20 protein-coding genes are annotated in these 20,143 nt (G+C 70.4%); 14 read left to right on the top strand and 6 right to left on the bottom strand.

Annotated features, from left to right (window positions below; translation table 11 throughout):
- Nucleotides 1–3 precede the first annotated feature (3 nt).
- The gene (locus ABD785_RS17975) at nucleotides 4–1,221 is read right to left on the bottom strand and encodes an amidohydrolase family protein (protein ID WP_344829405.1); all 1,218 of its coding nucleotides are present in this window, start codon (nucleotides 1,219–1,221) and stop codon (nucleotides 4–6) included.
- 87 nt (nucleotides 1,222–1,308) lie between these two features.
- Here ABD785_RS17975 and ABD785_RS17970 point away from each other — a divergent pair, with 87 nt between their 5' ends.
- Complete coding sequence (locus tag ABD785_RS17970) at nucleotides 1,309–1,593, top strand: hypothetical protein (protein WP_344829403.1); 285 nt, start codon at nucleotides 1,309–1,311, stop codon at nucleotides 1,591–1,593.
- A 47-nt stretch (nucleotides 1,594–1,640) separates the two neighbouring features.
- Here the strand turns inward: ABD785_RS17970 and ABD785_RS17965 are convergent, their stop codons facing one another.
- Nucleotides 1,641–2,864 carry a cytochrome P450 gene (locus ABD785_RS17965; RefSeq protein WP_344829401.1) on the bottom strand — a complete coding sequence of 408 codons (1,224 nt, stop codon included), beginning with the start codon at nucleotides 2,862–2,864 and terminating at the stop codon, nucleotides 1,641–1,643.
- 162 nt (nucleotides 2,865–3,026) lie between these two features.
- On the opposite strand from ABD785_RS17965, the gene ABD785_RS17960 reads away from it, so the two are divergent.
- Nucleotides 3,027–3,893: a helix-turn-helix domain-containing protein gene (locus tag ABD785_RS17960; RefSeq protein ID WP_344830118.1), complete on the top strand. Its 867-nt coding sequence runs from the start codon at nucleotides 3,027–3,029 to the stop codon at nucleotides 3,891–3,893.
- A gap of 25 nt (nucleotides 3,894–3,918) precedes the next feature.
- Here the strand turns inward: ABD785_RS17960 and ABD785_RS17955 are convergent, their stop codons facing one another.
- The gene (locus tag ABD785_RS17955) at nucleotides 3,919–4,386 is read right to left on the bottom strand and encodes a MarR family winged helix-turn-helix transcriptional regulator (protein ID WP_344829400.1); all 468 of its coding nucleotides are present in this window, start codon (nucleotides 4,384–4,386) and stop codon (nucleotides 3,919–3,921) included.
- Nucleotides 4,387–4,483: 97 nt separating this feature from the next.
- On the opposite strand from ABD785_RS17955, the gene ABD785_RS17950 reads away from it, so the two are divergent.
- From ABD785_RS17950 to ABD785_RS17930, 5 genes are all read left to right on the top strand, one after another.
- On the top strand, nucleotides 4,484–4,675 hold the full coding sequence (locus tag ABD785_RS17950; RefSeq protein WP_344829397.1) for a hypothetical protein: 192 nt from the start codon (nucleotides 4,484–4,486) through the stop codon (nucleotides 4,673–4,675).
- Between the two features lie 103 nt (nucleotides 4,676–4,778).
- A complete protein-coding gene (locus ABD785_RS17945; RefSeq protein WP_344829396.1) occupies nucleotides 4,779–5,405 on the top strand; it encodes an NADPH-dependent F420 reductase in 627 nt (208 codons plus the stop codon).
- 83 nt (nucleotides 5,406–5,488) lie between these two features.
- Complete coding sequence (locus tag ABD785_RS17940; protein ID WP_344829395.1) at nucleotides 5,489–6,895, top strand: sugar porter family MFS transporter; 1,407 nt, start codon at nucleotides 5,489–5,491, stop codon at nucleotides 6,893–6,895.
- A 315-nt stretch (nucleotides 6,896–7,210) separates the two neighbouring features.
- Nucleotides 7,211–7,750: a hypothetical protein gene (locus tag ABD785_RS17935; RefSeq protein WP_344829394.1), complete on the top strand. Its 540-nt coding sequence runs from the start codon at nucleotides 7,211–7,213 to the stop codon at nucleotides 7,748–7,750.
- A 394-nt stretch (nucleotides 7,751–8,144) separates the two neighbouring features.
- Nucleotides 8,145–8,615, top strand: coding sequence for a hypothetical protein (locus tag ABD785_RS17930; protein WP_344829392.1), 471 nt, complete (start codon nucleotides 8,145–8,147; stop codon nucleotides 8,613–8,615).
- Between the two features lie 137 nt (nucleotides 8,616–8,752).
- On the opposite strand, the gene ABD785_RS17925 is transcribed toward ABD785_RS17930, so the two are convergent.
- Together ABD785_RS17925 and ABD785_RS17920 are read right to left on the bottom strand one after the other, a co-directional pair.
- A complete protein-coding gene (locus tag ABD785_RS17925; RefSeq protein ID WP_344830116.1) occupies nucleotides 8,753–8,953 on the bottom strand; it encodes a DUF6766 family protein in 201 nt (66 codons plus the stop codon).
- A complete protein-coding gene (locus ABD785_RS17920) occupies nucleotides 8,940–9,278 on the bottom strand; it encodes a DUF6766 family protein (RefSeq protein ID WP_344829390.1) in 339 nt (112 codons plus the stop codon). Before ABD785_RS17920 ends, ABD785_RS17925 begins: the two co-directional genes overlap by 14 nt.
- Nucleotides 9,279–9,773: 495 nt before the next feature.
- Here ABD785_RS17920 and ABD785_RS17915 point away from each other — a divergent pair, with 495 nt between their 5' ends.
- A complete protein-coding gene (locus tag ABD785_RS17915) occupies nucleotides 9,774–10,247 on the top strand; it encodes a nuclear transport factor 2 family protein (RefSeq protein WP_344829387.1) in 474 nt (157 codons plus the stop codon).
- A gap of 21 nt (nucleotides 10,248–10,268) precedes the next feature.
- Here ABD785_RS17915 and ABD785_RS17910 read toward each other — a convergent pair whose 3' ends face one another.
- Nucleotides 10,269–10,853 carry a TetR/AcrR family transcriptional regulator gene (locus tag ABD785_RS17910; RefSeq protein WP_344829385.1) on the bottom strand — a complete coding sequence of 195 codons (585 nt, stop codon included), beginning with the start codon at nucleotides 10,851–10,853 and terminating at the stop codon, nucleotides 10,269–10,271.
- A gap of 115 nt (nucleotides 10,854–10,968) precedes the next feature.
- Here ABD785_RS17910 and ABD785_RS17905 point away from each other — a divergent pair, with 115 nt between their 5' ends.
- The 6 genes from ABD785_RS17905 (at nucleotide 10,969) to ABD785_RS17880 (ending at nucleotide 20,042) form a co-directional block, all read left to right on the top strand.
- Nucleotides 10,969–11,703 carry a 3-oxoacyl-ACP reductase family protein gene (locus ABD785_RS17905; RefSeq protein WP_344829383.1) on the top strand — a complete coding sequence of 245 codons (735 nt, stop codon included), beginning with the start codon at nucleotides 10,969–10,971 and terminating at the stop codon, nucleotides 11,701–11,703.
- A 90-nt stretch (nucleotides 11,704–11,793) separates the two neighbouring features.
- Nucleotides 11,794–11,994, top strand: coding sequence for a hypothetical protein (locus tag ABD785_RS17900; protein WP_344829382.1), 201 nt, complete (start codon nucleotides 11,794–11,796; stop codon nucleotides 11,992–11,994).
- Nucleotides 11,994–13,556: a TIGR02677 family protein gene (locus ABD785_RS17895; RefSeq protein ID WP_344829381.1), complete on the top strand. Its 1,563-nt coding sequence runs from the start codon at nucleotides 11,994–11,996 to the stop codon at nucleotides 13,554–13,556. Before ABD785_RS17900 ends, ABD785_RS17895 begins: the two co-directional genes overlap by 1 nt.
- Entirely contained in the window at nucleotides 13,553–14,704 is a 1,152-nt protein-coding gene (locus tag ABD785_RS17890) for a TIGR02678 family protein (RefSeq protein WP_344829379.1), read from the top strand. The genes ABD785_RS17895 and ABD785_RS17890 overlap by 4 nt, the downstream gene beginning before the upstream one ends.
- Nucleotides 14,701–18,786 carry a TIGR02680 family protein gene (locus ABD785_RS17885; protein WP_344829377.1) on the top strand — a complete coding sequence of 1,362 codons (4,086 nt, stop codon included), beginning with the start codon at nucleotides 14,701–14,703 and terminating at the stop codon, nucleotides 18,784–18,786. Before ABD785_RS17890 ends, ABD785_RS17885 begins: the two co-directional genes overlap by 4 nt.
- The gene (locus ABD785_RS17880; protein WP_344829375.1) at nucleotides 18,783–20,042 is read left to right on the top strand and encodes a TIGR02679 family protein; all 1,260 of its coding nucleotides are present in this window, start codon (nucleotides 18,783–18,785) and stop codon (nucleotides 20,040–20,042) included. The genes ABD785_RS17885 and ABD785_RS17880 overlap by 4 nt, the downstream gene beginning before the upstream one ends.
- Nucleotides 20,043–20,143: the final 101 nt, after the last annotated feature.

Here is a 20,143-nt window from a genome sequence, read left to right as displayed (position 1 = left end):
CGCTCAGCCGGCCGGGCGTCCCGCCAGGAACACCGTGTCGGGCCGGAGCAGGGCGGCGGGATCGGTGAGCGGGTCCCCGGCCACGACGAGGAGATCGGCGTCGTGGCCGGGCAGGATCCTGCCCTTGCGGCCGGCGAGGCCGCAGGCGTCCGCCGCGGCCGAGGTCGCGGTGGCCAGCGCGTCCGCCGGGGCCATCCCGGCGGACGCCAGGTCCACGAGGGAGGCCGGCAGCAGGCCGTGCGGCTTGCTCGGGTTGATGCCGCCGTCGGTGCCGGACACGATCGTCACGCCGAGCCCGTGCCAGCGGGTGAACAGCGCGCACCGGTTCTCGTAGCCGATGTCGTTCTTGAGGATGCGCGCCAGCAGTTCCGGTGCCACCGCGAGCCCGGCCCGTCCGAGGGTCGGGCAGACCGCGACGTCCGCGGCGATCAGCGCCGCCAGGACGTCCTCGGCCACGCGCATCCCGTCGGCGGTCAGGAAGCTGCAGTGCTCGATCCCGTCGGCGCCCACCGCGACCGCGTCCCTGATCGCCCCGACCGCGTGGGCGTGCGCGGTGACCGGCAGGCCCGCCGCGTGCGCCTCCTCGACGGCCACGGCCAGCTCCGCCCGGGTGAACTGGCTCGCCTCGACGCTCGTGCCGGGCGTCATGATGCCGCCGCTGGCCATGATCTTCACGACGTCGGCGCCGCGCCGGGCCCGCTCCCTGACGGCCTCCCGCAGCCCCTCCTCGCCCTCGGCCTCGCCGCCCATGTTCCAGCAGTGACCGCCCCTGCTGGTGATCGGCGGCCCGGCGGCCAGCACCGACGGCAGGCCCGGCAGCCCGCGGTCGCGGCGCTCGACGACCGACCAGTCCCTGTCGCCCAGATCCCGGACGGTCGTCACCCCGGCGGCGAGGTGGAGTCTCAGCGACTCCTCGATCGTCCGGGACAGATCGTCGCCGGAGAGCTCCGGCAGCCGGTCCAGCGCCCCGTTCCCGGCGTCCCCGACCAGGTGGACATGGGTGTCGATGAGGCCGGGCAGCACGGTGCCCGAGCCGCGGTCGAGCACCTCCCAGCCCTCGGGCGGCTCGAAGCCGGCCGCCTCGATCCCGGCCACGCGCCCGTCCTCGACGAGGACGACGCCCGCCCCGGGGACGGCCCGCAGCCCGTCGAAGACCCGCCCGGCCCTGATGGCCCATCTGCCGTGCCCTGCATCGGCGATCCGCCGCGAGGAGAGATCCATACCCGCCAGTGTGCAGGGCTTGACCGTCCGGCCGTCACCGATGGGTAGGCATCGAAGCGAACGCAACAACAGGGAAGAGGCTGTTCGATGGGTGAATGCTCGAAGTCCGCTCTCGGCTCGCGGGTGAACGTCAAGATCCTCGCGGGCGGCGGCCTGCTGATCGGCATCGGCGGGATGATCGGCCTCGCCGGTGTCGCGCTCGCCGGCTCGGCCCTGATGTCCGGCGCCCGCCGCTGGGTGCGCGAGAGCGAGGTCCCGCCGCGCGAGATGGCCCGCCGCAAGCTGGGGCAGGCCATGAGCGCCGCGAACGCCGGACGGACAGCCTGGCAGAACGAGTCGCGCAACGGCACGCTCACCGGCGCGTCACGCTGATCCCGCCCGCGGCACCGTGACCGGAGCCGGTCAGATGACGGAGCCGGTCAGAACGCGCAGTCCAGGCGCGCGACCCCGTTGACGAAGGTCGACGGCTGCCGGACCGGCGCGGCGGCGGCGTGCAGCCCCGGGAAGCGGGTGAACAGCTCGCGCAGGAGCGTCGTGAGCTCCAGGCGGGCCAGGTTGGCGCCCAGGCAGAAGTGCGGTCCCGGAGCCCCGAACGCCACGTGCGGGTTGGGGCTGCGCGTGATGTCGAAGCGTCCGGGGTCGTGGAAGGCCAGCTCGTCGCGGTTGGCCGAGCAGTAGTAGAGCAGCACCCGGTCGCCTTCGCGCAGGGAACGGCCGGCGAAGTCGAGGTCGCGGGTGAGGGTGCGGCGCATCCAGCTGACGGGCGAGGCGTAGCGGAGCGACTCCTCGACCGTGCCCGGCAGCCGCTCGTCCAGGCCGGACAGCAGCAGCTCGCGCTGCTCCTCGTGCTCGGTCAGCAGCGTCAGGACGTGCGAGAGCGTCGTCCGGGTGGTCTCCGTGCCCGCGACGACCAGCAGCCCGAACAGCTTGCCCAGCTCCTCCGCCGTCAGCGCCTGCCCGTCGACGTCGGCGTTCACCAGCGCGGTGACCAGATCGTCGGCGGGACGCTCCCTGCGCTCGGCGGCCAGCTCGGCCATCATGCCGTGCAGGATCCCGAACTTCTCGGCCATGACGGTCACCCGGTCGCGGCCGTCCGGCGGGACGAAACCGGGATCCCCCATCGCCAGGATGATCTCCGAAGCCTCCAGGACGGCCCCGTAGCGCTCCTCGGGGATCCCCATCATCGTGCAGATCACGAACAGGGGCAGCGGCCTCGCCACATGCTCGACGAAGTCGCACGGGCCGCGATCGGCCAGGTCGTCGGCGATCCGGACGGCCTCCCGCTCGATCGTGCCCCGCAATCCGCCGATCATCCGCGGGGTGAAGGCCCGCGACACGATCCGGCGCAGCCTCGCGTGCCGCGGATCGTCCATGCTGATCATCGCACCGAAGAACCTCCTGGCGGCCTCCGGCGGGTCGGCCAGGCTCGTCGCGATCGGTTCCGAGCTGAAGAGCTCGGGCCTGCGGCTGGCCTCGGCGACGTCGTCGTGCCTCGCCAGGGCGTAGAAAGTCCCCTCCACCCCGGCGACGTCGAGGGGTTCGGCTCTCGCGGCCTTACGAATCCGGGCGAAATAGGAGTCTCGTTCGGCAGAGTCCAGATTCCAGAAGGCGAAGTCGGTAGGGTTCATGGTCTCCAGGCTCACGCAGGTCTCCGTCCCGGCGCCTCCCCCCGAAGGGGCCGATTCCGGCCGGGGACCGGTGTGACACGGAGGCGAAGAAGTTTTACACGTGATTCACTAGAGTTTGTTACTTTTCCACCATGTCCACCCCCGACACCCGGCAGGTAGTCAGTGGAAGCACCGGCGATGGCGGCGCCCGGCGATCCCGGAGGGCCGACCGTTCTGCGGATGATGCTCGGCTCCCAGCTCCGACGACTCCGCGAGGACCGGGGGATCTCCGCGGAGGAGGCGGGCTATGTCATCCGCGGATCCCACTCGAAGATCAGCCGCCTGGAGCTGGGGCGCGTCAGCTTCAAGGAACGTGACGTCGCCGACCTGCTCACGCTTTACAAGGTCCTTGACCCAGTGGAACGATCCGTTTTGCTGGATCTCGCCCGCCAGGCCAACCAGCCGGGCTGGTGGCACCAGTACAGCGACCTGCTCCCGGCCTGGTTCGAGGTGTACATGGGCCTGGAGGGCGCGGCGTCGCTCATCAGGACCTACGAGGTCCAGTTCGTGCCCGGCCTGCTCCAGACCCCCGACTACGCCCGCGCCGTCATCCGCCTCGGCCACCCCTCGATCGACGAGGACGAGCTCGAGCGCCGGGTCCGCCTGCGCCTGGGCCGCCAGCGGCGCCTGGACTCGCCCGACTTCGCCCTGTGGGCCGTGATCGACGAGAACGCCCTGCGCCGTCCGCTCCAGGACGCCGACGTGCTGCGCGACCAGCTCGCCCACCTGATCGAGATGACCGAGCGCAGGAACGTCACCGTCCAGGTCATGCCGTTCTCCGCGGGCGGGCACGCCGCCGCGGGCGGCTCGTTCAGCATGCTCCGCTTCCCGGAGGAGACGCTCCCCGACGTCGTCTACCTGGAGCAGCTCACCAGCGCCCTCTACCTCAACAAGCCCGGCGACACCGACAACTACCTCAGGGTCATGAACCAGCTCTGCGTCGAGGCCTCCCTCCCCGAGACCTCGCTCAAGCTCCTGATCGACCTCCACACCGCCCTCTGCTGACCCGCGGCTCACGGACGGCCCGGGATCAGCGGTGAACGGCGGCGATGACGCGGGTGAGCGCGCCGTGGAGGTCCTGGAGTTCGCTGAGGTCCATGCCGAGGCGTTCGACGATGGCGGCGGGGATCGCCTCCGCCCGGGCGCGGAGGGCGCGGCCCTCGGGGGTGAGCGTGACGGCCAGGGAGCGCTCGTCGGCGGCGGCGCGGGCGCGTTCGAGGAACCCTGCCGACTCCAGCCGCTTGAGCAGCGGGGACAGGGTGGCCGGCTCCAGCCTCAGCAGCCGGCCGAGCTCCTTGACCGAGAGCGGGGCGTGCTCCCACAGCGCCAGCATCACCAGGTACTGGGGGTGGGTGAGGCCCATCGGCTCCAGGACGGGCCGGTAGAGGCCGATCACCGACCGGGAGGCGACGGCCAGCGCGAAGCAGACCTGGTTCTCCAGGGACAGCGGATCGTTCTCCGTGACAGGCGGATCGGCGATGTCGCCGAGGTCACTCATGCGCACCCCCGATGGACGTTGCCGCCATCCTAGCAAGTTCGTACACTCATCATTAGTGCACTAATCAAAGTGCGCAGTGCCACCGGGAGGACGGACCGTGCGCCTGCACCAGGGCAAGTCGCTCGAACAGCGGATCGCGGAGCGCCAGGACCGGCTCCGGCAGCGGGGCGAGGGCTTCGACAGCGACCACTTCGACGTCCCGACGGCCAAGTACGTCTTCATCGGCGGCATCACCCTGGTCGTCCTCTTCCACGTCGCCGCCCTGGCCGCCCTGTTCTTCACCCCCTGACCGCCTGCTCGACGGACGTGCCGAGCCCCTGACCCGGAACAACGTTCCGGCACCCCTTGTTGGCTCAGGAGAACGGAAACGGCTCCGGAGGGGGAAACGGATCATGGTCATCGGATTCATCGGCAGCGGGCACATCGGCGGGACGGTCGCGAAGCTGGCCGTCGACGCGGGACACGAGGTCGTGGTCAGCAACTCGCGCGGCCCCGAGACCCTCGCCGACCTCGTGGCGGAACTCGGCCCGAGGGCCCGGGCGGCCACCGCCCGCGAGGCCGCCGAAGTCGGCGAGATCGTGGTCGTCACGGTGCCCTTCGGCCGCTACCTGGAGGTGCCCGCCGAGCCCCTCGCCGGCAAGACGGTCATCGACACCAACAACTACTACTTCGAGCGCGACGGCCACTACGCCGACATCGACGAGGGCCGCACCTCCGAGAGCGAGCTCCTGGCCGCCCATCTCACCGCCTCGCACGTCGTCAAGGCCTTCAACCAGATCCACTTCGCCGAGCTCGCCAAGGACGGCACCCCGCCCGGCACCCCCGGCCGCCGCGCCCTCCCGATCGCCGGCGACGGCGCCGAGGCCAAGCGGACCGTCACCGCCCTCCTCGACTCCTTCGGCTACGACGTCGTCGACGCGGGCCCCCTCACCGAGGGCCGCCGCTTCACCCGCGACAAGCCCGCCTACGGCCCCCGCTTCACCACCCCCGAACTCGAAGAGGCCCTCGCCAAGGGCTGAGCGCCCACGCCTCCTCGACGCCTGCCGCTCCTGACCTGCGGTTCCGGCGGTTAGGGCTTGATCAGTCCGGGCAGATCAAGATCATGTCTGTCGGGGATGAGCAGCTGAAAATCGCCAGGAACTCGCACAAGTCGGTGCGGGTCGCCGGTGCCGCCGCCATGGGCGGCTTCCTGTTCGGTTACGACTCGTCGGTCATCAACGGCGCCGTCGACGCCATCCAGGCCGACTTCGGCATCAACTCGACCGCGACCGGGTTCGTGGTGTCGTCCGCGCTGCTCGGCTGCGCGGTCGGCGCCTGGTTCGCCGGGCCGCTGGCCGAACGGTGGGGCCGGATCCGGGTGATGATCGTGGCCGCGATCGTCTTCGTGATCAGCGCGCTGGGATCGGCGTCCGCCTTCGCGGTCTGGGACCTGACCCTGTGGCGGGTGCTGGGCGGTCTCGCGATCGGGGCGTCGTCGGTGATCGCGCCCGCCTACATCGCCGAGATCTCGCCCGCCGCGCTGCGCGGCAGGCTCGGCTCGCTCCAGCAGATGGCCATCGTCCTCGGCATCTTCGCCGCCCTGCTCGTCGACTACCTCATCGTCCAGCTGGCGGGCAGCGCCTCGGCGGAGTTCTGGCTGGGGATCGAGGCCTGGCGGTGGATGTTCGCCACCGCCGCCGTGCCCGCGGTGATCTACGGGCTGCTCGCGCTGAAGATTCCGGAATCCCCGCGCTACCTGGTGCGCAAGGGACGCCTGCCGGAGGCCCGGCGGGTCCTGGCGGGCGTGGTCGGCGAGCCGGATCCCGACCACAAGATCAAGGAGATCCAGGAGACGATCGCCGGCGACCGTCCGGTCCGGCTGGGCGACCTGCGGGGCGGCCTGCTGGGGCTGCTGCCGATCGTCTGGGTCGGCATCCTGCTCTCGGTGTTCCAGCAGTTCGTCGGCATCAACGTGATCTTCTACTACTCCTCGACCCTCTGGCAGGCCGTCGGCTTCAGCGAGAGCGACGCCACCCTGACCTCGGTCATCACCTCGGTGGTGAACGTCGTGGCGACGCTGGTCGCGATCGCCCTCGTCGACAGGGTCGGCCGCAAACCGCTGCTCGTCGTGGGCGCGGCCGGCATGACCGTCACCCTCGCCATCATGGCCGTCGCCTTCGGCACGGCGACCGTGGTCGACGGCGAGCCCCGGCTCGACGGCGCCGCCGGGCCGATCGCCCTGGTCGCCGCCAACATCTACGTCTTCGCCTTCGCGGCCACCTGGGGCCCCGTCGTCTGGGTCATGCTCGGCGAGATGTTCAGCAACCGCATCCGCGCCTCGGCACTCGCCGTCGCCGCGGCGGCCCAGTGGCTGGCCAACTGGCTGATCACCACCAGCTTCCCGCCGCTGTCCGACGCGGGCCTGGGCCTCGCCTACGGCCTCTACACCCTCTTCGCGGCCCTGGCCCTCCTGTTCGTCCTGAAGATGGTCAAGGAGACCAAGGGCAAGGAACTCGAGCAGATGACCTGACGGCCCGAGCCGTCCCTACTCGGAGCCCCTCCTGGCCTCCCGCCGGGCCCGCCTCTGCTGCCCGAAGTACCCCGCCAGCCCGATCAGCCCGCCCGAGAGCGCACCCGCGACCAGAATCTGCACCATCCGAACCTCCTCAGTAGCTCCTCTTTAAAAGACATTCTTGTATATATGAACTCCCCCGGCAAGGCCCGGCGGCGGCGGAGTTCTTACCGGGTGCTTACGGGGGTGAGCCCTCGGAGGGCCGGGCGCGTCAGATCCTGCAAGAGGCGGTGAGCCGGAACTCGCCGCGATGACAGGCAATGAGGTGACCCAATGACGGACGGCACTTCCTTCATCTGGCGCGATCGATGGGCCTCGGCCCCGCTGTGGAGCGTCTTCCTGGTCTGCGCGCTGCCCTACGGGGCCGTCATGGGCCTGTACTCGGCCCTCTCCGACGGGGAGTCCCTGCTGCCGGTGCTGAGCATCGGCGTGGTCTCGGGCCTGGTGTTCGGCCTGGCCCTGACCTACTGGGTGGCCCGCGCCCGCCGCAGGACCGGGCTCGCCGAGCTGGAGCCCGGCTCGCGGCGATCGCTCACCCGCGCCCTGCGCACGGGACGGCTCCCGGACGACGTCTCGCTGTACCCCGCCCTGGAGCGCATGATCGCCTGCCAGCGCAGGCAGCTGCACAGGAGCCGCTTCACCCACCCCGCCATCTACGGCGTCCTGGCACTGATCTCCGCCGCCGTCGCCATCGACGAGCCGGCCTACTGGCTCATCGTCGCCCTGTTCCTCGCCTTCCTCGCCTACGGCCCCTTCGCGATCCGCCGCGCCACGAACCGGCTCGACGCCGTGGAACGCGCGATGCACAGCTGACCGGCACCACCGGAGGCCGCCGCCCGACGACCGGACGGCGGCCTCTCCACTCCCCCGGCCCGACCCTGAGAAAACCCCACACCATTCACGCCAGGTCCGTTCATCAAATATCTATTCAGCCGTCCGATCCGTTGCGACCATGGCCGGTTCTCTCAAAAAGAGGCGAAACCGGGCCACACAGAGTGACCCATTGCGCACCCGAAGACGCTATTGACACGGCTGTTCAATAGATTGACAAATGATCTACAATATGGCATTGACCCAATGATTCAATTGTCCTATCTTCGCTGTGGAACGCGTTCCTAGAGAGGTGGAAACGTCGCGTCAAGCCAGGCGTGACATTTCTTCTGCCACCCCGATTCTCTGTTGCACGTGTCCAAGAGGAGGACTCCGCATGAGGTTCCGCACGCTGTTCGCCGTCATGGCCGCCGCGGCCGCCACCGGCGCCCTGGCCGCAGCCCCCGCCCACGCCGCCACCCCCGGCCTGGTCGACGGCTCCCTCTCCGCGCTCGGCTACACCTGCACCTTCGCCAACGCCGCCACCAGCGACGCCCCGCCCGCCACCCTGGTCGTCAACAGGACCACGATCGTCCCGCAGTGCGCCGCCGACATCAGCCTGACCTTGGCGAACTCCCCGACGATCAGCTTCAACGACACCGCCGGAACCGCTTCCTCACCGCGGATCGACGTGTCCGGCAGCGCCTTCGGCATCGCCTGCACCTACCGCGTGACCAACGCCTCGGTCACCCGCAGCGGCACCACCCGCACCTACACCGGCGGCCCGTTCTCGGCCTCGAAGATCTCCGGCAGCTTCCTGTGCCCGGCCACCACCCCGGTCGACTCGGCCACCTTCACCTTCCACTGACCGTCCCCACCGATTCCGCCGATCCCGATCCCAGCCGGGACCGGCGGACGGCCCCGGGCGGGACTCTCACTGCGGGGAGCCCCGCCCGGGGCATTAACAGAGACGAGAGCGTCCATTCAATTTATCCGCGGAAAGGGTCAGCCCTCGATACCGGTCGCGCCATGAGAACTTCCGACGGGCTTGGATTCGGGTGATCCGCGCTGGCGCAGATAAATGGAGAAAACGGCCATCGAGGCGACTGCGAGGACCTCCGACCGCCAGTTCTGGAGGGTGCGGTTCCAGAACTCGGCGCCGGTGGCGTAGCCGAGCCAGGTGACGGTGTCCTCATGGTCGGCCAGCCGGGTCGGCGTTGAAGGCGGCCCGTCCCGCGATCGACTGGGCGCCCCAGGACGCGAGGAAGATCGCGCCCATGAGCAGTCCCAGGGAGTTGGAGAACAGGACGCGGCGCCGGCCGGCGGCCCTCACCCAGGACGGGAAGTCCTTCCCGGCGTGAATCCCGATCTTCTGGTCGGCGTCGGACTCCCGGCCCGTCTCCTCCGGCTTCTTCGACTCCGGCGAGCCCTTCTGGACCAGCCACACGGTCAGGACGATGAACAGGAATAACTGGAGGTACTCCGACTGCCAGTTCTCGGTGACGTCGACGGCGAACTGCGAACCCGTCACATAGCGGACGAGGTCGATGGCCTGCCCGCCCGACTCGGCCTGTGCGGCGTTTGTAGACCTTCAGGCCCGAGACGGCCTGCCCGGCGAGCGACAGGAACGTCAGCAGCAGGAATCCCAGCGTCAGCCCGTTGTGGTGCAGAAAGCGCCTCATCGCAGCATCAGCCCGATCGTCACGCGGTAACCGAGCCCGAGAACGACGAAGGCCAGCGTCAGCGCGAAGGCGAAACGCACCGCTCAGCCCCCACTTCACAGTCGTAGGGCCCGTCCCCCGCAGGACGGCAACCCGCCGCGGTCACCCGCCACCCACCGCACCATCGGTAGGCGGCCCAGAGCACCCGGTGACCACCCCCAGCACCACAGCAGCCGCCATCGCCTGCTTGATCATGTGGCCCCTCTACCCCGCCCACGGAGCGGTGGCGCCGCCCTTGTCTTGTACGGAACAGGAACGTGTTCTACTTTGGCGGGCCGGGCGGTACACCCCAGAAGGAGACGCACATGGACCTGATCGCGCTCGAGGAGATCCGCAACCTCAAAGCCCGCTATCTCCGCTCCCTCGACCTGAAGCTGTGGGACGTGTTCGCCGAGACCCTCGCCGAGGACGTCGTCGCGGACTACGGCTCGCCCTCCGGCGGGCGTCCCCTGAACTTCACCAGCCGCGACCAGGTCGTCGGCTACATGAGAGGCGCTCTCGGCGACGGCATGACGACCGTCCACGTCGTCCACAACCCCGAGCTCACCGTCGACGGCGACACCGCCCAGGGCACCTGGTGCCTGGAGGACACGGTCGTCGTCGACGAGTACAAGCTCCTCATCCGCGGCGCCTGCTACTACACCGACACCTACGGCCGTGCCGACGGCACCTGGCGCATCACCTCGACCCGGTACCAGCGGATCTACGAGTACATGGTGCCCTTCGACGCGATGCCCGGCTTCAAGCTGACCTCCAACATGTGGCCCAAACTGCCCTGACGGCCTGGCCGGTCCGAGGGGTCAGGACGGCCAGGAGGCGAGGGCGAAGTCGGCGAGGCGGTGCAGTTCCGCACGCGGTGTGCCGCTGGAGGCCTGGATCGACAGCCCCTGCAGGACGGTCGACAGGTAGGTGGCCAGGAAGGCGGGATCCGCGTCGGCGGGCAGGTCGCCCTCGGCGCGGGCGCGTTCGAGGCGCTCCCGCAGCATCTCGGTGGAGATCCGGCGGTGCTCGGCGAGGGTCGCGTAGGCGGCCGGCGGGCCGTCCGGGTCGCAGGCGGGGCCGCCCTGGACGAGAAAGCACCCGGACGGGAGGCCGGGATCGGTGAAGGAGTCGGCGGCGGCGTGCAGGAGGTACTCGGCCGTGCCGCGTCCCGTCGGCTGCCCGACGGCCTCGGCGAAGAACCGGCCGGGACCCTCCTCGTAGCGGCGGACGACCAGATGGAACAGGTCCTCCTTGTTGCCGAAGGTGGCGTAGAGGCTGCGCCGGTTGATGCCCATCGCGTCGGTGAGGTCGGCCAGGGAGGTGCCGTCGTAGCCCGTCCGCCAGAAGAGGCGCATGGCGGCGTCGAGCGCCTCGTCGGCGTCGAACGAACGCGGTCTGCCCATGATCCCCCCTCCCGGGTCCTCATTCTCTCGCGCTTCCCGGAATAGCGCCGCACCCGGCCGGGTTATGCCCGGGAGGATAAGTAACCGAACAGTTCGGTTCGATAAGGAGTAGATCATGACGCAGCAGCTCGCGGGCAGGACGGCCCTGGTCACCGGCGGTTCCCGGGGCATCGGAGCGGCGATCGTCCGGCGGCTGGCGGCGGACGGAGCCTCCGTCGCCTTCACCTACAACTCCTCCAAGGACAGGGCGGAGGCCCTCGCCGGGGAGCTCGGCCCGCGGACGGCCGCCCTTCCGGCCGACAGCTCCGACGCCGAGGCCCTCCAGGCGGCCGTGACGACCACGGTCGAGACGTTCGGCTCCCTCGACATCCTCGTCAACAACGCCGGGGTCGCCCGCTTCGCCCCCCTGTCCGACCTGACCCTCGACCACTTCGACGAGATGTTCTCGGTCAACGTCCGGGCGATCTTCGCCGCCGTCAAGGCCGCCGACCCCCACCTCACCAGGGGCTCCAGGATCATCAACATCGGCAGTGTCAACGGCGACGTCTCCCCCTTCCCCGGCCTGTCGATCTACTCCGCCTCCAAGGCCGCCGTCTCCGGCCTCACCCGCGCCCTGGCCCGCGACCTGGGCCCCCGCGGCATCACCGTCAACAACGTCCTGCCCGGCCCCGTCGACACCGACATGAACCCCGCCGACGGCCCGTTCGCCGGCGTGATCACCCCCCTGACCGCCCTCGGCCACTACGCCGTCCCCGACGACATCGCCACGGCCGTCGCCTTCCTCGCCTCCCCCGCCGCCCACTTCGTCACCGGCAGCGACTGGACCATCGACGGCGGCCTCACCGCCTGACCCCGCCCCGGAGAAGACCGTCCCGGAGAAGACCGGCGACGGCCTTCTCCGGGACGGCCTGCCCGGGTGCGATCCGTTACGGTTTCGATCGTGACCGTCTACGACCAGATCGTCGACGAGGTCGGCGCCCCCTGGATCGTGATGGAACCCGTGCAAGAGGAAGACGTCTCGGAGGCCACCCTCTCCGTGGCCTGGCCCAAGACCGCCACCTCCCCTGCGACGGCCGCCTTCATCCGCTCCGCCGCGGCAGCCGTGGATTTCTCGACCGCGACATCTCAACAAAGACGGTGATGGATACTGTCCCCGTGGTCATTCCGGGATCTGGTGGAGAACGGGGAGCGCAGCCGTTCGCGCATCTCGGTACACCGCTGGAGGGGTTCTACCGGTCCATCCTCGAGATCTTCATGCGGGCCAAGCAACGGTTCGTCGTGCACCTGCGGCCTGAGGACGTCGCCGCCGATCTGGGCAGGGAGAGCGACGACGCACTCATCCAGGCTCTGGAGAAGCTCGTCGAGTGGGGCAATCTGCGAGCCGACGCCGACACCGGCCGGGTCACCTCAGTGGAGGATTTCCACCGCAAGCGGTTCCTGTTCCAGCTCACTCCCGAAGGCCACGCCGCGGAACAAGCGATCGCCCTCTACCACGAGGCCGTCACGCTTCGCGGTTCGCTCCAGTCAGTGGCGCTCACCGACATAGCCGACCAGCTCGCGGCACTCGTGGTGCTGGCCGCGGCCGGGTCTCCCGATCCTGTGAGGGTCCACCTCCTGCTCCTGGGTCTGACCGAGCGGTTCACCTCGCTCGCCGACAACGCGCAGGCGTTCATGGCCTCCCTGCGCCGGGCGATCGATTTCTCCGACGGGGATGTCGACGGGTTCATCTCCTACAAAGAGCGTCTGATCGAGTACATCAACCGGTTCATCGCCGATCTCGCCAATTCCAGCGCTCAGATCGTCAAACTGCTCGGCGAGCTGGACGGCCTCGGTCATGACCGCCTGCTCCGGCTGGCCGCACGCCGTGAGGCCGCCGACGCCGTCCCGGACGGCCCCGATGGCGACGCCATGGTCGATCGAGCGGAGCAAGCGGCGTTCGAGGCCTGGGAGAACCGCTGGCGTGGCCTGACCGGCTGGTTCATCTCGACCAGGACGCGCGACGCCCAGGCGAAGCTGCTCCGCCAGTCGGCGGTGACCGCCATCAAACAACTGATCGATGCCGTGGGGCTGCTGAACGAGCGCAGGTCGGGCAGATCCGATCGATCCGCCGACTTCCGCACTCTGGCGCGGTGGTTCGCCGAAACACCCGACGATGACGCGGCGCACCGGCTCTGGCGGACGGCGTTCGGGCTGAACCCCGCCCGGCATCTGACGGTCACCGACACCACTCTCGATGCCTGGGCGGAACAGGGGCCCGAGCCTTCCACACCGTGGGCGGAGGCACCGCGTCTGCGGATCTCACCGCAGTTGCGCAGGACCGGATCCTACGAACGACGCGGCAAGCCGAATCAGGTGCGCAACCGCGACGCCGAACGCCGGTTCCTTCGTGAGCAGGCCGACCGGGAGGCCGCCGAAACCGCCGCCGCCCGTGACCTGCTCCACACCGACGGACCCGTGTTGCTGTCCCGCCTCAACGTTCTCGACCCGCGCGCGTTCCGCCTGTTCCTCGGACTGCTCGGCGACGCGCTGTCAGCCGGAATCCCGGGCGAGACCGAGGTGAAGGCGGTGACCGCCGACGGCTCCTTCGAGGTCAGGCTGTCGTTGGTCCCCGGCGGAGCGGAGGCTCGGATCCGCACCGAGGACGGCGTTCTCACCGGACCCGAACATCTCATCGAGATCACCGATTTGATGGGCCGCGCATGACCGAGGAAGAACGCGAGCTCCACCGTGCCGCGTTGCGGGCCCTCCTCGCCAAACCCCTGCTCACCGCCGAGAACGACGGCGAGGTGCTGCTCAAGGTGAGGCGCTGCGAGCGCGAGCTGAGCTCCTGGCTGACGCGGGAGACCGGCTGGCGGCTCCACGTCGAGGCGGGGCTGGCCCGGCTGTTCAAGACGACCACCGTCACCACCGACGCCACCCATCCCGCGCGCGGCCGGTCCCGTGAACCGTTCGGGCGCCGACGCTACGTGGTGCTGTGCCTGGCGCTGGCGGTGCTGGAGCGCGCCGACGCCCAGACCACTCTGGGACGGCTGGCCGAGGAGCTGCTGACCGCGGCGGCGGAACCCGATCTCGACTTCGCCTTCGCGCTGGACAGCCGAGCCGAGCGAGCCGATCTGGTGGCCGTGGTCCGGCTTCTGCTCGATCGGGGGGTGCTGCGAAGAGTGGCGGGGGAAGAGGAGTCCTATTTGTCCGCCGCCGGTGACGTCCTTTACGACGTGCGGCGCGCGGTCCTGTCGACCTTGCTGACCGGCGTCCGGGGACCTTCGACCATCGACGCGGACTCCTTGGACGACCGCCTGGCCCAGCTCGTGGCCGAAGAGATGCCCGACACGGAGGACCTGCGGAACCAGGCGCTTCGCCGGGCGCTCACCCGCCGGTTCCTCGATGAACCCGTCGTGTACTACGCGGACCTGACCGAGGCCGAGCGGCTCTACCTGCACTCCCAGCGGCACGCGATCGTCCGGCGCATCGAGGAGGCGACCGGGCTGATCGCGGAGATCAGAGCCGAAGGGATGGCGATGGTCGACCCCAGGGACGAGCTGACCGATGTGCGAATGCCCGAACAGCGCACCGACGGCCATCTCACGCTGCTGGTCGCCGAGCACCTCGCCGAGAAGGGCACCGCGACGTTCGCGGATCTTCACGCGTTCGTCCGGCTGAAGGCGGCCGAGCATCGGAGCTTCTGGCGCAAGGGCGTCACCGATCCGGGCGCCGAGATCGAGCTCCTGGCGGACGCGCTCGGCAGGCTCACCGCGCTGCGTCTCGCCGCGGTCGCGGGAACGACGGTCACCGCGCTCGCCGCGATCAGCCGGTACGCGCTCGACGAACCCACGATCAAGGAACCACGATGACGCTCCCGCTCCCCGATTCCGAACGCTGGAAACCGCTGCGCACCGGGCTCGTCGACATCTTCCACTATGACGCGGAAGAGTTCCGCTTCCACGACGGCAGGCTGCTGCTCCGCGGGAACAACGGCACGGGAAAGTCGAAAGTCCTCGCTCTGACCCTGCCGTTCCTGCTGGACGGCGAGCTCTCTCCGTACCGGGTAGAGCCCGACGGCGACCGGCAGAAGCGCATGGAGTGGAACCTTCTTCTCGGCGGCCGGCATCCACATCCTGAACGGCTCGGTTACACCTGGCTGGAGTTCGGACGGCGTGCCCCCGACGGAACCGTCGAGTACAAGACGATCGGCTGCGGGCTGAAGGCCGTCAGGGACCGCGGCATCACCCGTCACTGGTTCTTCGTCACCGGACAGCGTGTCGGCGAGGGACTGGCCCTGCTGTCCGCCGCCGGAGTCACGATCACCCGCGACAAGCTCCGGGACGCGCTCGACGGCCACGGCACGGTCTACGACCGGGCCTCCGACTACCGCAGGGCCGTCGACGCGGCGCTGTTCGGCCTTGGCGAACAGCGGTACGAGGCACTGGTCAACCTGCTGATCCAGCTGCGGCAGCCGCAGCTGTCGAAGAGGCCCGACGAGAGGCTGCTGTCCAGAGCTCTCACCGAGGCCCTTCCACCGATCAGCCCAGCGCTGGTCGACACCGTCGCCGAGGCGCTCCGCGGGCTCGACGAGGAGCGCCATGCCCTTCGTGCGCTGGAGGAGACGAGCCGGGCGGCCGACGCCTTCCTGATCCACTACCGGCGGTACTCGAAGATCGCCGCCAAGCGCAAGGCCGGGATGCTCCGGGTCACCCACAGCCGCTATGAACACCTCGGCCGCGACCTCGTCGAGGCCGACAACACCCTGAAATCGGCATTGGCCGCGCTCACCGACGCCGAACGGAAGCTGAAGGATCTCGAAGAGGAGCGGCTGCGGCTGGAGGCACGGCAGACCGCTCTCCGCCAGAGCCCCGAGATGCGCGACGCCCAGCGACTGAAGGAGGCCGGTGCCGAGGCCGCCCGGTTGACCCGGTACGCCACCGACCGGCACAGGGAGGCGTCGGACCAGGCTGAGCGCGTCTCCCACGCCGGGGAGCGGGCAAAGGAGCTCGACCTGCGGCAGGGCCGCGCCGAATCCGAGCTCTCGGCCGCGCTGGACGGTGCCGAGGAGGCCGCGGGGCGCATCGGATCCGCCTCCGAGCACCGCGACGCCGTCCGTGAGTGCGAGAGCGACACGCCCGCCGCGCGCAGGACGACCGCCGCACTCTCCCAGCGGCGTTCCGCCGCGATCAACGAACTCGAACGGCTTTTCGCCGCCGTCGAATCCGCCCGGCACCGCTGGGAACGGGCACGGGACGAGGTGACCCGGCTGACCGGGGAATCACAGGAAGCCGTCGAACGCATCGCCGCCGCGGACGCGGCAGTCGTGTCCCGGGCCGATGAGCTCGGCGAGCGCTACCGGATCTACCTCGCCGGGCTCACCGAGATCCCGATCCCGGATCCCGACGTCGTCCGCTCCGACCTGTCCGCGTGGTCGATCACCGAGTCGGACGCCAACCCCGCGGCGACGGCTGTCGGCGAGGCCGTCCAGGAGGCCACCTCCGATCTCGCCCGTGCGGACGCCGTGCTGGAACGGGCGCAGACCGACGGCGAGGACCGGCTTCAGGGGATCCGCGAACGTATCCGCCAGCTCGAATCCGGTGGAACCGACGCCCCGCCCGCGCCGCACACCCGCACGGCCGAAAGCCGTGCAGGCCTTCCCGGGACACCACTGTGGCGGGCGGTGGACTTCACCGACGCGCTCGCGGCCGACCACCGGGCAGGCTTGGAAGCCGCGCTCGAGGCCGCCGGGCTGCTCGACGCATGGATCACTCCCGACGGACACGTCCTCTCCTCCGACGACACCTTTCTGCTGACCGGTCCGGTCGCCGAAGGCCCGACCTGTGCTGCGGTCCTGCGACCCGCCGTCGACCGCTCCGCCGCCGACTCCGCGGCCATCCCCTCCGATCAGATCATCACGGCCGTGCTCGAGCGGATAGGTCTGGGACCCGGCGCCGGCGCGTGGGTGGCGGCGGACGGCCGCTGGGCCAACGGCGTGCTGGCCGGGAGCTGGCGCAAGGACAGTGCGGTGTTCATCGGCGAGGGCGCCCGGGAGACCGCGCGAAGGGAACAGCTCGCGGCGGCCCGCACCGAGGCCGAGCTCGTCGAAGAGCAGCTCGGGAAGATCACGGAAGAACGGCGGCAGATCTCCGGCCGGCGGCAGCGTCTGTCCGCCGAGTACCGGGAGCTCCCCTCCGACACCCCGCTCCGCGAGGCTCACATCCGGCTCGCTGAGGCGCACGGGCGCAGACGCGAACTCGACGAAGCCCGGGAGACCGCTTCCGGCACGGCTGAACGTCTCCGCCGGGAAACCACCGCGGCCGTCGGAAACGCGACGGAATTCGCGCAGGACGTCGGCCTGCCCACCGAACCGGTGGCTCTGCCCGAGGTCAAAGCCGCCCTGTCGGACTACCAGGTGGCCCTCGCGGGCCTCTGGCCGGCCATCGCCGCCTCCTCCACCGCCCGTACCGCGGTCGCCGAGTCCGCCGCCGAACTGGCCGTCATCCGTGAACGGGCCGACCAGGGTAAGGCGGCTGCCGAGGAGGCGCACGCCGCGGCCGCCGTCGCCGAGGAGACCTACCGGGCCCTCGTCGAGACCGCCGGAGCCGGAGTGGAGGAGTTGTTCCGGCAGCTCCGCGATGTGGAGCAGACACTGGTCCGGCGAGGTGCCGCCGAGATGGAGACCCGCACCCTCCAGCAGGGTGCGCTGCTGGCCCGGGGCCAGGCCGAGGGCCGCAGGAGTTCCCTCCAGCAGGAGATCCGGCAGGCGGTCGAGGTCCGTGATCGCGCCGTCGAGGAGTTCCGGTCCTTCGCGGGGACGGGCGTCCTGTCCCTCGCCCTGCCCGAAGCCGAGCTTCCCGACCCGGCCGGGCCCTGGACCCCCACAGCGGCCGTGCAGCTGGCCCGCTCCACCAACACGGAGCTGGACGGGACGGACGACACCGACGGTCCCTGGAACAACAGCCAGCGGCGGGTCGCTGAGGAGCACAAGCTCCTCTCCGACGCCATGTCGCGGCACGGCCACTCCGTCGGCATGGTCCTCCGGGACGGGATCATGCTGGTCGATGTGGTCTTTCAGGGCCGGACCCGCGACATCCCCGAACTCGCCGCCGCTCTCACCGAAGAGACCGGGCAGCGGGCCCGGCTGCTGTCGGCACAGGAGCGAGAGATCCTGGAGAACCATCTCCTCAGTGAGGTCGCCGGAGCACTCCATGAGCTGATCATCACTGGCGAGGAGGAGGTCGCGGCGATGAACGGCGAACTCACGGCTCGCCCGACCTCCACCGGCATGACGCTCCGCCTCCTCTGGCGGCCCGCGAAGAAGGCCCCCGAGGGGCTGGAGGCGATCCGGGCCAAGCTCCGCCAGACCATCGACGCGTGGGACGAGGGCAGCCGGGCCGCCGTAGGACGATTCCTTCAGGAACAGATCGCGCGGGAACACGCCGAGAACCCGTCGGCCGGGTGGACCGACCAGCTCACCCGGGCCCTGGACTACCGGCGCTGGCACGAGTTCGTCATCCAGCGCCGGCAGGATGGCCACTGGCGTCCCGCGACGGGTCCTGCCTCCGGGGGCGAGCGCGTGCTCGCGGCCTCCATCCCGTTGTTCGCCGCGGCCTCGGCCTACTACAAGTCGGCGACGAATCCCCATGCCCCTCGGCTGGTCGCCCTCGACGAGGCGTTCGCCGGCGTCGACGACGATTCCCGTGCCAAGTGCCTCGGGCTGCTCGCCACCTTCGACATGGACGTGGTCATGACCAGCGAACGGGAGTGGGGCTGCTACCCACAGGTGCCGGGCCTCGCCATCTGCCAGCTCTCCCGCCGCGACGGCATCGACGCGGTCCTCGTCACCCCATGGCGCTGGGACGGCCGGGAACGAACACGGACGCCCCGCCCCGGCGTATCACCTCCCGCGGAGACGAAGATCCCGCCCGCCGAAGAGGCTCTCTTCTCTTGAGCGACACATCGCCCGATGAGGAGCGGCTGCGCAGGCTCATCGGCGCCGAAGACCTGTCATGGCTGGTCGACCGCGTCCGGCAGCGGATCGCCCGGAACGTCCCGCTCACCGGGAGCGTCAGCCTCGGCGACCCGACCGCCGGGCAACGCCGAGCCGTGGCCGTGCTCCTCGGCCGCAGACCCCCTACCGGAACGTCCCTGACCGTGAACCTCGCGTCCGTCGACGCCCTGCTCCGCTCCGCCGGCCACGGTGGGCTGGCCGCCGCCGTCACCGCCCTCAACGGTCCGGTCGCGTCGCTCTCCGTGGAACGGCTGCGCGCGGAGAGGGCCTGGCGCCAGGCCCTCTCCCCCCTGGACACGGCCGTCACCGGCCGTCCCGAGCTCGCGGAGTGGCGATCGTGGCTCGACGCCACCGGAATGATCCGGCGTCTCGCTCCCGGCCCCGCCGAGGCGGCCGCCCTCCTGGCCTCGTTCGTGGCCGTCCTCGATCGCCTGCCCGCCCGGTCGATCCCGCTGGGCCGCCTCGCCGCGGAGACCTGCCTCGACGCCCATGCCCTCGACGACGGGCGTCCGCTGAGCGCCCTCGTCCTCTCCGCGGCACGTGCGCTGACGGGACGGCCGTTCCGGAGCGAATCGTCGGCCGAGTCTCGCCGGGCCGTCTGGGCCGCGGTCGGCGTCCACCTGGACGAACTGTCCTCGGCCGTTCTCACTCTCGGGCTGGCGGCCGATCCCTCCTCACCGCTCGGCGCCGTCCTGGCGGCCCACCGCGGTGCGGGAGAGCCCGCGATCCTGACCCTCCGTCAGCTCCGACGCCATGCGGCTCCCCTCGTCGCCGAGCGTGTCCACCTGTGCGAGAACCCGGTCGTCATCGCGGCGGCCGCCGACGACCTCGGGCCCGCCTGCCCTCCTCTGGTCTGCGTCGGCGGTCACCCGTCAGCGGCGGTCTGGCGGCTGCTCTCTCTCCTGCGCGAAGGGGGTGCCGCCTTCCTCTACCACGGCGATTTCGACTGGGGCGGTGTCGCCATCGCCACCGCCCTCCACCAGCGAGTCGGCTTCATCCCCTGGCGCTACTCTTCGGCCGACTACCTGGCGGCCCCTGATGGCAGCGCGCTCACCGGACGCCCGCTGCCCACCCCCTGGTCCGCCGAGCTCAGCTCGGCGATGGAGGCCCGGGCCCTCCGGGTCGAAGAGGAGCTCCTCCTCGACCACCTTCTTCGGGACCTTCGCGCCTCCGGTCCATGGCCGTCCACAGGCTGAACGGGCCGGAACGTCCCGTCGAAGACGTAGGGCTCGGTCGTCTCCGGCAGGGGGCGCGGAGCACCCGCGGACAGCTCTGACCGGAAGGGAGGCCGGACGAG

The sequence above is a fragment of the Actinocorallia longicatena genome, from assembly GCF_039534125.1.
GTDB classification, from domain to species: domain Bacteria; phylum Actinomycetota; class Actinomycetes; order Streptosporangiales; family Streptosporangiaceae; genus Actinocorallia; species Actinocorallia longicatena.
This window is presented reverse-complemented; position numbering and strand designations above follow the sequence as displayed.

What these genes read in the sequence shown, in the direction of transcription:
- ABD785_RS17970 (WP_344829403.1), top strand. Translation starts at nt 1,309, where the DNA reads ATGGGTGAATGCTCGAAGTCCGCTCTCGGCTCGCGGGTGAACGTCAAG.
- ABD785_RS17895 (WP_344829381.1), top strand. Translation starts at nt 11,994, where the DNA reads ATGGATACTGTCCCCGTGGTCATTCCGGGATCTGGTGGAGAACGGGGA.
- ABD785_RS17945 (WP_344829396.1), top strand. Translation starts at nt 4,779, where the DNA reads ATGGTCATCGGATTCATCGGCAGCGGGCACATCGGCGGGACGGTCGCG.
- ABD785_RS17905 (WP_344829383.1), top strand. Translation starts at nt 10,969, where the DNA reads ATGACGCAGCAGCTCGCGGGCAGGACGGCCCTGGTCACCGGCGGTTCC.
- ABD785_RS17955 (WP_344829400.1), bottom strand. Translation starts at nt 4,386, where the DNA reads ATGAGTGACCTCGGCGACATCGCCGATCCGCCTGTCACGGAGAACGAT.
- ABD785_RS17975 (WP_344829405.1), bottom strand. Translation starts at nt 1,221, where the DNA reads ATGGATCTCTCCTCGCGGCGGATCGCCGATGCAGGGCACGGCAGATGG.
- ABD785_RS17890 (WP_344829379.1), top strand. Translation starts at nt 13,553, where the DNA reads ATGACCGAGGAAGAACGCGAGCTCCACCGTGCCGCGTTGCGGGCCCTC.
- ABD785_RS17930 (WP_344829392.1), top strand. Translation starts at nt 8,145, where the DNA reads ATGAGGTTCCGCACGCTGTTCGCCGTCATGGCCGCCGCGGCCGCCACC.
- ABD785_RS17960 (WP_344830118.1), top strand. Translation starts at nt 3,027, where the DNA reads ATGGCGGCGCCCGGCGATCCCGGAGGGCCGACCGTTCTGCGGATGATG.
- ABD785_RS17910 (WP_344829385.1), bottom strand. Translation starts at nt 10,853, where the DNA reads ATGGGCAGACCGCGTTCGTTCGACGCCGACGAGGCGCTCGACGCCGCC.
- ABD785_RS17915 (WP_344829387.1), top strand. Translation starts at nt 9,774, where the DNA reads ATGGACCTGATCGCGCTCGAGGAGATCCGCAACCTCAAAGCCCGCTAT.
- ABD785_RS17935 (WP_344829394.1), top strand. Translation starts at nt 7,211, where the DNA reads ATGACGGACGGCACTTCCTTCATCTGGCGCGATCGATGGGCCTCGGCC.
- ABD785_RS17940 (WP_344829395.1), top strand. Translation starts at nt 5,489, where the DNA reads ATGTCTGTCGGGGATGAGCAGCTGAAAATCGCCAGGAACTCGCACAAG.
- ABD785_RS17885 (WP_344829377.1), top strand. Translation starts at nt 14,701, where the DNA reads ATGACGCTCCCGCTCCCCGATTCCGAACGCTGGAAACCGCTGCGCACC.